8 protein-coding genes and 1 tRNA gene are annotated in these 12,196 nt (G+C 57.6%); 5 read left to right on the top strand and 4 right to left on the bottom strand.

The window, feature by feature from the left end:
• Positions 1-235 precede the first annotated feature (235 nt).
• A complete protein-coding gene (locus TBK1r_RS03355) occupies positions 236-1,507 on the top strand; it encodes an IS110 family RNA-guided transposase (RefSeq protein WP_145206998.1) in 1,272 nt (423 codons plus the stop codon).
• A gap of 186 nt (positions 1,508-1,693) precedes the next feature.
• Here TBK1r_RS03355 and TBK1r_RS03350 read toward each other — a convergent pair whose 3' ends face one another.
• Complete coding sequence (locus tag TBK1r_RS03350; RefSeq protein WP_145207528.1) at positions 1,694-2,038, bottom strand: hypothetical protein; 345 nt, start codon at positions 2,036-2,038, stop codon at positions 1,694-1,696.
• 427 nt (positions 2,039-2,465) lie between these two features.
• On the opposite strand from TBK1r_RS03350, the gene TBK1r_RS03345 reads away from it, so the two are divergent.
• A tRNA-Ser gene (locus tag TBK1r_RS03345) sits at positions 2,466-2,552 on the top strand.
• A 278-nt stretch (positions 2,553-2,830) separates the two neighbouring features.
• A complete protein-coding gene (locus tag TBK1r_RS03340) occupies positions 2,831-4,438 on the top strand; it encodes a hypothetical protein (protein ID WP_145207527.1) in 1,608 nt (535 codons plus the stop codon).
• Between the two features lie 4 nt (positions 4,439-4,442).
• Here TBK1r_RS03340 and TBK1r_RS03335 read toward each other — a convergent pair whose 3' ends face one another.
• The gene (locus TBK1r_RS03335) at positions 4,443-5,483 is read right to left on the bottom strand and encodes a methyltransferase (protein WP_145207526.1); all 1,041 of its coding nucleotides are present in this window, start codon (positions 5,481-5,483) and stop codon (positions 4,443-4,445) included.
• A 147-nt stretch (positions 5,484-5,630) separates the two neighbouring features.
• Positions 5,631-7,397 (bottom strand): TlpA family protein disulfide reductase, encoded by a 1,767-nt coding sequence (locus TBK1r_RS03330; protein ID WP_419580923.1) that lies wholly within the window; start codon positions 7,395-7,397, stop codon positions 5,631-5,633.
• 530 nt (positions 7,398-7,927) lie between these two features.
• On the opposite strand from TBK1r_RS03330, the gene TBK1r_RS03325 reads away from it, so the two are divergent.
• Complete coding sequence (locus TBK1r_RS03325; protein WP_145207524.1) at positions 7,928-8,926, top strand: IS110 family transposase; 999 nt, start codon at positions 7,928-7,930, stop codon at positions 8,924-8,926.
• Between the two features lie 46 nt (positions 8,927-8,972).
• On the opposite strand, the gene TBK1r_RS03320 is transcribed toward TBK1r_RS03325, so the two are convergent.
• A protein-coding gene (locus tag TBK1r_RS03320) for an IS3 family transposase (RefSeq protein WP_145207523.1) occupies positions 8,973-10,144 on the bottom strand; the annotation gives its coding sequence in 2 pieces (ribosomal slippage) (positions 8,973-9,895 and positions 9,895-10,144; 1,173 coding nt in all).
• A 561-nt stretch (positions 10,145-10,705) separates the two neighbouring features.
• Here TBK1r_RS03320 and TBK1r_RS03310 point away from each other — a divergent pair.
• Positions 10,706-12,196 (top strand): sulfatase family protein, encoded by a 1,491-nt coding sequence (locus tag TBK1r_RS03310; RefSeq protein ID WP_145207522.1) that lies wholly within the window; start codon positions 10,706-10,708, stop codon positions 12,194-12,196.

Raw genomic sequence — 12,196 nt, 5'->3', positions numbered from 1 at the left:
TGGCATGGCGGATTCTCAACGCCGCGCTGATTATTATTTGAAGCGGTAGCCAGCGGAGTGCTACGGATCCCCTCCCCAGCCGCATGACGGCTTAGCGAGACTTCCGAGCACACCGCTCGCTTCATCCCAAAACGGATCACTCAGATGTAGCTTAGCGGGCTCTCTATAAGGTTTCCGAAGTGGGTGAGGCTGGACTACCAATCACACAAGCCTTTCAACTCGGTGAGACTACAGCATGAACGACAATTCACCCACACTCAACCAATCCATCGCGCTTTTTGTTGGAATCGATTGGGCTGATCAGAAACATGACTGCCACATCATTGATTCTCAAGGCAGAGAATCGGCGATGGAACTGCCCCACACCCCCGAAGCGATCAACCAATGGATCGCCAAGATGACTGAGAAAGCCAAGGGCGGGAAAATCGCGATCATGCTCGAACAGTCCAAGGGCCCCCTGATCCATGCCTTGATGTTCCGTCAGAACATCGTTCTCTACCCGATTAACCCTAAACAACTCTCTCGCTATCGAGAAAGCTATCCGGGTGGCGATGGCAAAAGTGATCCTACCGACGCGATGTATCTGGCCAGGCTTCTTCGCGAACGAATCGAGACCCTTAAGGCATGGCTGCCTGATGATGAGCAGACGCGATTGCTGAACCGGCTTTGCGAGCAAAGACGCTTCATCGTAGGCAGCCAAACAAAACTGCGTCAGCAGCTTATCAGCGTACTTAAACAGTATTTTCCTGTAGTTTTGGAGCTGTTCGGCAAATCCCACCAGCTGGATTTGCTACTGGCTGTACTCAAGCGGTGGCCTGATCCCAGGCAACTCCGTCGTGCTGATCGTCGGTTGATTGTTCGGGTTCTGCGAGAACACGGAGTCCGAAATGAGGAGCGGCAAAAAGAAGCCCTCGATGCCATTCGTAGCTCGCCGTTGCTCTGCGATGACTCTGCCCTGATCACTCCCATGTCCATGACGGTTAAGCATTTGGCTCAGCAAATCGAAGGATCCATCAAAACGATTGAGCAGTTCGACCAACAGATTAGCGAGTCGTTCAAGGCTCACGGCGATGCCCACCTGTTCTCCTCGCTCCGAGGAGCCGGCCCAGCACTTGCGCCTCGACTTCTGTGTGCGTTCGGTTCGCAGCGTGATCGCTGGTCCGATGCCGATGAACTGGCTTCCTTTAGCGGAATCGCACCCATCACGCGTCAAAGCGGAAAGCAGCGTCATGTTCAACGGCGCTATGCCTGCCCGAAATACCTTCGCCAAACCTTTCATGAGTTTGCAGCCGCAGCCCGGACATGGTGTCCGTGGACCAAAGCTCGCTACCAAATGTTACGAGCCCAAGGAATGAAACACCACGCGGTGCTACGCAAGCTCGCACGTAGTTGGATCCGGATTCTCTACCGCGTCTGGCAGACCCGCATCCCGTTCGACTGTGGTCGATACATTGAAACTCTCAAACGCCGATTACCCGGTATCGTCCCCTACCTCGAAAATTCCTGAAATCCGAAAACAAGCCACTTGCTCAGAGCTCAGATGTCTCGCTGCGCTCGACCCTCCCGCACACGGGAGGGTTCCTTCTTAACTTGATGCCTATGGGGTGCGTTCCGCGACCCCGGGCTTCGTTGTGGCACCGCTCTGCGGTGTGACGCGGTGCTAGAAACGGAATCGCCTCATCGGTCAGTGGGGCTATTCATCGGCGCTCGTCTCACCGGCATTCTCCCGTGACAGAATCCGCTCGAGCGTATCGAGAACCTTGTCGTGCCGGTCGGCTTGTTCTTCCCAGCGGTCGAGCAGTGCGTTGTAGCGATCAGCCTGTTCTTTCGAACGCGTTAATTGACGCGCCGTTTCGTCTTGCTGTTTCTGAGTTTGATCGAGTTGCTTTTGGGATTGCTCCAACTGTTGCTGCGTCTGTTCTGTTTGCCGATCGTAGTCGGCAAGTTGCTGCTGGTAGGTCGCGTCGTAGTCGCCACCGGATTGCGGCGTGCAAGCGCAAAGCAGAAGTAGCGTCATTGCAATCGGTAGGTACTTCATCGCGTGCTGTTTCTCTGTGGGATTTCGGGGCTCGATCCGCTACCGGAACAGTGCCGGCCTCACAACCGCCACCGGAAAACTGGATTAGAACGGATCCTGTCTGCTCGTGCCTACAGATCGGATTGTCATCTGACGCGGACGAATGCCGCCTGCTTCACTTTTTTAACCGGAGAGATCGCGGCTAGCCGCCAAAAATGCTTTCCTGCGTTGTCTTTTGGGGGCGTTTCGAACCGTTCCTCACGGTTCCGGCGGTGCGTGGTTCGCCGGACCGCCGGCGACTTGCTGCCATTTTTCAGGAAAGGTTGGCTGGACTTCACGACTAACGTGTGACGATGTAGACTGCTCGCGATCGCCGCCGATGCCTTCATCGGGTGGGTGGCGAGTGCTTTCGGCCCTGCAAGGTGGCCGAGGCTCATCAACGCAAGCCGGATGGGTGGCCGAGTGGTCGAAGGCTCTAGTCTTGAAAACTAGCGTAGGGGAAACTCTACCGTGGGTTCGAATCCCACCCCATCCGCTTCTCATGCGGTGACCGACGTCTGAATCGGTCGGTCCCTGGTGGCTCTGTGGTCAGAATCCAGAGACATGCAGTCAGTGGTCCGCAGGCACTCGTCCGCAGGCACTCGTCCGCAGTCAGCGCACCCGGCATCTTGCCTGTCGCAAATCCCCGCACGCAGCCGCGGTCGTTTCGCCTCGGATCTGCCCCTCCGGTAGGTTTTTCGAGCTAGGCTCCCCCTGTGCCCCCGCCACTCGATCGACCTTTCCGCTTGATTCCGCTGCCGGTGAATGCTTCCGATGAGCTACAACCCGTACAACTCCTCCACCCCGCCTCGTCCGCTTCGCATTATCTTCGGCGCCTTGCTCGCCAGCGCCGGCCTGGTCGCCGGGATGACCGGGGCGGTTCATGAATTCCACAAGGCATCGGTGATGCAGGGTGAGCCGGTCGAGATGGACTGGCACACGTTGGTGACCGAGGGCTACGGCGACAACCCACACCTCCGTCTGGTCAACGTTACAGTGATCGACCCCTTCGTCGAGCGGGATGATCTGCTGGACGAAGACGACCTGGAAGCGATGATGGAGGATCCCTTCCGGGCCGACGACATCGACACGATGGATCTGGGGCCGGCGCAAGTCATCCCGCTCGGCGGTCACGAGACGGACGTCGAGCCGCGGGTGTTCATTGCCGAGGGTGAGCACTACTTGGACGAGGCCTTCCGCCAGGTCGAGGAGACCGGAGCGGTGACCGGAATGGTCAGCACCTACGGCGTGAACCAGATGATCGCCGATTTCATCGCGTTCTGCAGCGGCAATGAAATTCAGGGCCCCCTCGAAGACGGCGAGGTCACTTACACCATCGTGCCGATCGACGGGACTCCGGATCTGGGACTGGCCCGCAACCTGTTTCTAACGGCCGGTTTTGCATTGGCGTTGGGACTGATTCTGTGCGGCAGCGGTGGCCCGGGTATCTGGTGTTGTTGGTACGCACCGCTGCCGTCGCTGTTGAGCTTGATCGGATACCCGATGCGGTATGGCCGCGGTAGTTGGACGACTCGCCTGACGTACATCGCCCTCGGCGCGTTTCTGATGGGCTACGGCGTCTATCTGCTGGTTCCGATGGGACACTTCGGCGCCACCGACGGGAACCCCATCTTTCACGCCTTCGGATTCGCGACGCTGTTCGTCGGACTGGGAGGAATCCTGGCGGTGCCGCTGCAAATCACCACGCGAGCGCTCAGCGCAAGCGTCGAAGTGCAGCCCAAAAAGAAACCCGTGCGGATGTCATGGAACCAGGCCTGTTCGATGGAACCGGTGATCCAAGAAATCGAGTACAAAGATCCCCCGCTGGTTCCCTCTGGCACGTTGCCGCTCAGTGGCGAGCTGAAACAAAAAGCCGAAGCGTTGGCCGACGCCGGCTTCAATCGCGCCGATCCGCTGCAATGGCAGCGTGAGATCGGGATCGCGGCGGCAGCCATTCAACTCGGCTGTCAGAACATGGTCGTGACGGACCTGGAATACAACAACGACGCCGACATCGTCGAATGCGGATTGATCAGCGTGCTCGGGACGGGGCTTCCCGTCATCACGGTTTCAGCCAATTCCGGCGTCAAACAGAACCGGCCTTCGGCAAAGTGTCTGTTCCAGCGCTCGTCATCGAGTGACCCGACCGAGATGCTGACCGAACACTTGGAAGTGGTCGTGCAAGAAGCAGAGCAGCGTGACACGATCATTGTCGAATTCGACGAAAGCGAGACACACGATGTCGTCCGCTTGGCGCGACGGGTTCTGGCCGAGATCCAGGGGACGATGGACGGCCAGATCGTCAACGTCGGGCCCAAACGATATGGCCGGTTCCACTATCCGCCAGCTCCCGTTCCGGAATTCGTCTCTACGACGGGCTGAAGCACTAGTGCTTGATGGCGGTGATGAATCCGCGGTCAGCGATGGTGTCTTGATAGGGGCCGACGTCGAATCCGAAATCTGCGAGGATCGCCCCGTATTCGGCCGGACAATAACACCTGCCGCGTGTGATGTTGACCAACAACACAGAATACTCCGCAACCGGCAGCGGACCGGCTTTGTCATCGTCGAGAAACGCTTCATGGATGATCAGGCGGCCTCCCGAAGGCAACGCAGCCGAGGCCTTCTGGATCAGCGTTCGGATCTCGGGAAAGTCCCAGTCGTGCAACACATTGGACAGCAAGACGCAATCGGCGCCGCTGGGCCAAGGATCGGTGAACATGTTGCCCTGGACCACGTCGATTCGATCTTGCAGCCCATGACGGAGAATCTCGTCGCGAGTCAGCCGATCGACGGGAGCTTGTTCCAGCACGGTCGCTCGCAAGTGGTCGTGCTTGGCGACCAGGGTTGAAGAGTAAATCCCTGATCCGCCGCCGACGTCCAACACCTGTTTGCAACCGGCGAGAAACGGTCCCGTCTTGTCCGCGAGCACTTGCCCCATCGCCGTGCCGCGACAGTTCATCAGATCCGTGAACCCCTTGGCAAAGTCCTCGTCCATCATCGAGGCGTGCCAGTCGTTGCCGTCTTCGCTGGCCTGCCAATTGGCCGGGCGATCATGCTGCAAAACTTGCAAGCAACCCTGGGCGATCGGTGAATCCAGGATCGGCGCGTAATACGGCCCCAAGAACCATGGCGAATGATCGACAAGATGCTCGCGTCCGAGCGCCGTCAATTCGTGTCGGCCGGATGCGGTGCGAATCAACCCGCCGGCACGACAAAGCGTCAGCAGCACATCCAAGGGCCGCGCCGCGAGCGAGAAATGCTGCTCGATGGATTCGGTCGTGGCTGATCCCCGCGCATTGATCCAGGAGAACAAATTCAGCTTGCCGATGGCGACGGCCAGCATTTCGGGCGCGTATTGGCGATCCCGATACCGCAGCAATAAGGCGGGATCGGCCGAGGGGTTTTGTTGAAGGTTGTGCGACATGTCAGGTGGGCAGAATGATCAGGTGGGCAGAATGATGAGGTGACAGAATGATGAGGTGGCAGAATGATGAGGTGGCAGAATGATTCTGGATCCGTGATCTGAGCGGTCAGAACATTATTCTGCCCTGTATGATTCTGCCACTTCAAATCATTCGGCGTTCGATGCATCGTCCGCGGATTGAACGAGTTGCTCAACGGTCGTCTCGAGCTGCATCCCGGTGAAGTCTAACGCCGCGACCTTGCCGTTTTGATTGAAGATCGCAACGAACGGCAACGAGACCAAGCCAAACTTGGTGGCGATCGGATTCCCCTGGTCGCCGTTGGATGAAGAAACGCTTCGAAAGCTGGGAAAACCGAGATCGTTTTGCGCCAAGAACTCGCCCAGCGGCGCCTGTTCTGAATCGAGATTCATTCCCACGATGGCGATTTGATCGGGATGTCGCGATTGGATTTCTTTGAGCATCGGGACGATCTGCAACGATTGCGGAATCGTCACGGCCCAGAACGGCATCAACACGACCTTGCCCTTGACGCTGATTGATGAGATGCCGTTGCCGTCGAGTGTTGGCAGGTTGGCCAACGCGTCGAACGAGGTCCCGATGACGTCCCGGCGTGCTTCCATCGCCATCCGAGCCGTTTCGATTTCATTGGCCGTGGCGGAGTCGGTATCGGCAAAGCCTTCGGCCAGAATACGAAACGTTTCTTCGACAAACGCTTCGCGCTGGGCCGCTTCGAGCTGCAGCGCCGACGTTCCCAAGAATTCCACCGTGTTCATCTCGGGGGCTTCGCGAACCAATTCCGTCACGGCTTCGGTCCATCGCGCCAACGCCACGTTGTCGTTGGCAAGAATTTCCCCGAGCAGGCGTCTGGCGGAGTCATACTTGGCGGTCCCGGCGGCATCGGCGGCGACTTGTGCGATCATCTTGTCGGGCGAGTTGCCGTACAACGCCAGGATCTTTTCGCGGACCCGGGCTGATTCGTCGATCAAGCCGTAATTGGCCAGCACCTGCCTGGCTTCGGCCATCATCAAGACCGCCGGAATGTCAGCGGTGCGGCGGGCCGTCATCCCTTCAATCAACGAGACGATTTCCTGGGCCGCCGATTCGCGTCCAGCCCTCAGCCCGTCGATCGCGAATCCGATCAGCACGATCCGGCTGTCGCCGGCGATCGTGGGTACCGGCGACGACAGATTCTCGCGCGCGAGTGCTTCGAGCGCCTTGGCCGAACTCAGGTCACCCATCGCCGAAAGGTGCGAGAGGGCTTGGAGCTGGCCCCGCAAGCCCGCGGTGCGTTGCTTTTCGGTAGCATCGGCGTGTGCTTGCAGACGGACGGAGGCTTGCAGCTTGCTGTTCGCCAACTGCCGCATCAGCTCGTTGGCCTGATTCGGGTCTTGCAGCTGGTCGCGGCCGCGGGCGAGCATCTCCATGTCGCGGTCGGACTCTTCCAGGTACGTCATCAGTTGGTCGGCGGTCAGGTCGTCGCGAAGTTCACGTTGGGCGGCGACGGCTCCGGCGGCGTCGATCATCTCGGGAATTCCCGCAGGGATCGCGGTCGTCTCGGCCAATTCGAACCCACGCGGTGATTCCGATGGCGAATCGGGCGGACTGGGAGCGGTCGAACCGCTGGGCGTCGTCCGCCGGCCGGCCAAGTCGCGACGCTCTGCTACCGTCTCCGGCAGCGGCGTGGTCTGTTGAGAAAACGCTTCGGATCCGACATCGGGTTCTTCGCCATCGGCCGCCATGTCGGCGGCACTGCGAATCAATTCCTCATCGCCCTCGCCCGTCGCGGCGGCGGGCGCATCGGGCGAGGTGGATTCAACGTCGTCTCGGGAGCACCCGGACAGCACGAAGACGACGGACAGCAAAACGGCAAAAACAGTGTTGGCTGATTCGCCCGAAAGCATTCGGATGCGCATGGAAAGGTTCACGGATAAACGGGACAGGACTCTGATTGCCCAACTATATCGCATCGGCCGACTTTCCACTGCGCCGGAATCAACCCATCGCGCGGGCATCGAAACACCGCCCCCACCCTCCCTGGCAGTGAGGGTCGAGCGAAGCGAGGGGAGATCGAACGGCGAATCGCGGTGTTCACTTCGCCGGTCAGGGTCGCGTTCCCATCGGCAACGAAAACCCTCTCCTTATAGCATCTCCTCAGTGTTCGGCGTTGAGCGTCCTTGCCATCGCGCAGCCCTTTCCGCAGCGCAGCTTTGGCATGGCGGATTCTCAACGCCGCGCTGATTATTATTTGAAGCGGTAGCCAGCGGAGTGCTACGGATCCCCTCCCCAGCCGCATGACGGCTTAGCGAGACTTCCGAGCACACCGCTCGCTTCATCCCAAAACGGATCACTCAGATGTAGCTTAGCGGGCTCTCTATAAGGTTTCCGAAGTGGGTGAGGCTGGACTACCAATCACACAAGCCTTTCAACTCGGTGAGACTACAGCATGAACGACAATTCACCCACACTCAACCAATCCATCGCGCTTTTTGTTGGAATCGATTGGGCTGATCAGAAACATGACTGCCACATCATTGATTCTCAAGGCAGAGAATCGGCGATGGAACTGCCCCACACCCCCGAAGCGATCAACCAATGGATCGCCAAGATGACTGAGAAAGCCAAGGGCGGGAAAATCGCGATCATGCTCGAACAGTCCAAGGGCCCCCTGATCCATGCCTTGATGTTCCGTCAGAACATCGTTCTCTACCCGATTAACCCTAAACAACTCTCTCGCTATCGAGAAAGCTATCCGGGTGGCGATGGCAAAAGTGATCCTACCGACGCGATGTATCTGGCCAGGCTTCTTCGCGAACGAATCGAGACCCTTAAGGCATGGCTGCCTGATGATGAGCAGACGCGATTGCTGAACCGGCTTTGCGAGCAAAGACGCTTCATCGTAGGCAGCCAAACAAAACTGCGTCAGCAGCTTATCAGCGTACTTAAACAGTATTTTCCTGTAGTTTTGGAGCTGTTCGGCAAATCCCACCAGCTGGATTTGCTACTGGCTGTACTCAAGCGGTGGCCTGATCCCAGGCAACTCCGTCGTGCTGATCGTCGGTTGATTGTTCGGGTTCTGCGAGAACACGGAGTCCGAAATGAGGAGCGGCAAAAAGAAGCCCTCGATGCCATTCGTAGCTCGCCGTTGCTCTGCGATGACTCTGCCCTGATCACTCCCATGTCCATGACGGTTAAGCATTTGGCTCAGCAAATCGAAGGATCCATCAAAACGATTGAGCAGTTCGACCAACAGATTAGCGAGTCGTTCAAGGCTCACGGCGATGCCCACCTGTTCTCCTCGCTCCGAGGAGCCGGCCCAGCACTTGCGCCTCGACTTCTGTGTGCGTTCGGTTCGCAGCGTGATCGCTGGTCCGATGCCGATGAACTGGCTTCCTTTAGCGGAATCGCACCCATCACGCGTCTGGAATTGCCCACGAAAAGTTGACAGTGGACCGATCTTAACGGGAAGGTAAATAGCGAGCCCTGATGGATCAGGTTTCACCAACGAGTGACGTTCTGGTAATCGCTTGCTCAAAGTCGATTGGACTTCGGTAGTCCAGTGACGAGTGCAAGCGGCGAGGGTTGTAAAATTGTTCGATGTAATCTGACACGCCGCGTGTGGCGTGTTCATGGGTGCCGTAGACTTCTTGGACTTCCTCGGTCTTGTAGCTCTTGAAGAAAGATTCCATCGGTGCGTTGTCGTAGCAGTTCCCGCGGCGACTCATGCTCTGAACAAGTTCACGTTCGGCCAACCGGCGTCGAAACGCTGCGCTCGCATACTGAGAACCGCGATCGCTGTGGACGATCAACCCCGCACTTGGGGAACGAAACGCAATCGCTTGATCGAGCGATTCAATCACCAGCTCGGAATCGATCTTACGACTGGTTTTCCATCCGATGATCTTTCGTGAATGCAGGTCGACAAACGCGCACAGGTAGGTGAATCCTTCTTTTGTAGGGATGTAGGTGATGTCGGTAAGCCAGACTTGATTGATGTCTTCTGTCGAGAAATCTTGGTTGAGTCGATTGGGGGCGATCGGCTGATCGTGATTGGAATCGGTTGTCGATATTCGGAACTTAGTCCGCCGATTCGCCTGGATTCCGGCCTTCTGCATGTATTTGGCTACGGTGTTTCGGCAGCACTGGATGCCTTGCTTAATGACCTCACGATGCATCCGCGGACTTCCGTAGGAATCGAAGTGATTCCCCAACCGGATTTCGTGGATGGCCTGAGTGACCTGCATTTCTTTGACTTTGGTTTCGCTAGGATCACGGGCGACAAACCGGTAGTATGCCGCACGCGTCACTTCCAGGACTCGACAGAGGACCGCGATCGGCCATCGATCGCGATGTTCGCCGATAAACTGCAGCCTCAGTTGCTTTCTTTCGCAAAGAACGCCGTCGCTTTTTTTAAAATGTCTCGCTCCATTTTGAGCTGCCGGTTCTCTTCACGCAGTCGTTTGAGTTCAGCTTCAACCGACTGATTACCAGCGACCCCGTCTGCGAGAGTCCCATCTTCCTCGAAAGACTTCTTCCAATTGCGGATCAGGTTATCGCCAACGCCAAGGTCTCGGGCGACAACGGTATACGACAGTCCTTGTTCCATCACTTTCTTGACGGCGGCCAGTTTGAATTCTCGGCTGAATTTTCGACGCTTGTCCATGAATCGGTTCTCCTGTCAGAGAAGTCTGACATCTGCCAATCCACTGTCAACTTTTCGTGGGCAATTCCAGTCAAAGCGGAAAGCAGCGTCATGTTCAACGGCGCTATGCCTGCCCGAAATACCTTCGCCAAACCTTTCATGAGTTTGCAGCCGCAGCCCGGACATGGTGTCCGTGGACCAAAGCTCGCTACCAAATGTTACGAGCCCAAGGAATGAAACACCACGCGGTGCTACGCAAGCTCGCACGTAGTTGGATCCGGATTCTCTACCGCGTCTGGCAGACCCGCATCCCGTTCGACTGTGGTCGATACATTGAAACTCTCAAACGCCGATTACCCGGTATCGTCCCCTACCTCGAAAATTCCTGAAATCCGAAAACAAGCCACTTGCTCAGAGCTCAGATGTCTCGCTACGCTCGACTCTCCCAGGGGGAGAGTGACGAAACCTCTTGATGATCAACGACTTAAAAAGGGCCAGATCTCCAAAGCCGGAACAGAAGCTGCTAAACTGCACCGCTGTCAACTCAACCTTGATTCCCCACCTCGCCCCAGTATTTCCGCCATGCGACCATTCCTCGCTTGTAGCTTGCTGTGCTTGCTGACGCTCTCTTCCTTCGCGCAAGAACGCCCCAACGTCGTCGTCGTGCTGTGCGATGACATTCGCTGGAACGCGCTGTCCTGCGCCGGCCATCCCCACCTGAAAACGCCGAACATCGATCGCTTGGCCGCCGAGGGCATTTATTTCGAGAACATGTTCTGCACGACCAGCTTGTGCTCTCCCAGTCGCGCCACCATCCTGAGCGGACTTTACGCCCATGCCCACGGGGTCACCAACAACTTCACTGACTACCCCGCCGAGCTGGACAGCTTCCCGCGTCGGCTGCAGGAGGCCGGCTACCAGACCGCGTACATCGGCAAGTGGCACATGGGTGAAAAAAACGACGAGCCCCGCCCCGGATTCAACTACTTCGTCACCCACAAAGGCCAAGGCAGCTACTTCGATACGGAATTTAACATCAACGGAACCGGAAGCCGCGTCGTGCCGGGTTACTACACCACGGTGGTGACCGACATGTCGATCGATTGGATCGACAAACATCGCGCCGACGACGCCTCCAAGCCGTTCATGTTGATGATCGGTCAGAAAGCGCCGCACAGTTTCTATTTCCCGGAACCGAAATACGAGCACGTCTTTGACGACGTCGAAGTCAACTACCCGCACTCATCGTTCAAGCTGGATGACAAACCGAAGTGGATCACCCAGCGACTCTCGACCTGGCACGGCATCTATGGGCCGATCTTCGACTGGCGTAAAGAATTCCCCAACGACAAAGCCAGCGGCGTCGTTGATTTCGCCCGCATGGTCCGGGCGTACTGGGGAACGATTCTGTCGGTCGACGACAGTGTCGGCCGGTTGGTCGATCATTTGAAGGCGGCCGGGCAATTCGACAACACCATGTTCATCTTCATGGGCGACAACGGATTGCTCGAAGGGGAACACGGCATGGTCGATAAACGGACGGCTCACGAAGCCAGCGCCCGTGTGCCGATGATCATCCGCTACCCCCGCTGGACCAAGCAATCCGGGCCGGTGCGGATCAAACAACAGGTCCTGACGACCGACGTCGCGCCGACGATCTTGGACGCCGCCGGTGCCACCCAGCTGACCAACATTCACGGCAGTTCGATCAAACCGCTGGTCTCCAGAGACGATAGTGGCTGGCGGACCGAATGGCTGTATCACTACAACTACGAAAAACAATTCCCCTACACGCCCAACGTACGCTCGGTGCGGGGAGACCGCTACAAGTACATCCGCTATCCACACGGCGACGGGTCTCCGGATCGCCACATGGCCGAGTTGTATGACATGCAGAACGACCCGGCTGAATCGACCAATCTGGTCAACGACCCCGCACACCAGTCGACGATCGCCGAAATGGAGCAGCGGTTGTTGCGGGCGATGAAAGCCGTCGGACTTGATCCGAGCAACGACACCATGCCGCTGGACGCCGGCATCGGAACCGCGCTGCCGGACAAGGCGATTCGCTAG

Source organism: Stieleria magnilauensis (genome assembly GCA_007753675.1).
GTDB lineage: Bacteria > Planctomycetota > Planctomycetia > Pirellulales > Pirellulaceae > Stieleria > Stieleria magnilauensis.
Note: the sequence above shows the minus strand (reverse complement) of the source record. Positions and strands in the feature narration are given on the sequence as shown.

Coding starts and splice junctions, on each gene's coding strand:
- TBK1r_RS03335 (WP_145207526.1), bottom strand. CDS start 5,483: ATGTCGCACAACCTTCAACAAAACCCCTCGGCCGATCCCGCCTTATTG.
- TBK1r_RS03350 (WP_145207528.1), bottom strand. CDS start 2,038: ATGAAGTACCTACCGATTGCAATGACGCTACTTCTGCTTTGCGCTTGC.
- TBK1r_RS03340 (WP_145207527.1), top strand. CDS start 2,831: ATGAGCTACAACCCGTACAACTCCTCCACCCCGCCTCGTCCGCTTCGC.
- TBK1r_RS03355 (WP_145206998.1), top strand. CDS start 236: ATGAACGACAATTCACCCACACTCAACCAATCCATCGCGCTTTTTGTT.
- TBK1r_RS03330 (WP_419580923.1), bottom strand. CDS start 7,397: ATGCGCATCCGAATGCTTTCGGGCGAATCAGCCAACACTGTTTTTGCC.
- TBK1r_RS03325 (WP_145207524.1), top strand. CDS start 7,928: ATGAACGACAATTCACCCACACTCAACCAATCCATCGCGCTTTTTGTT.
- TBK1r_RS03310 (WP_145207522.1), top strand. CDS start 10,706: ATGCGACCATTCCTCGCTTGTAGCTTGCTGTGCTTGCTGACGCTCTCT.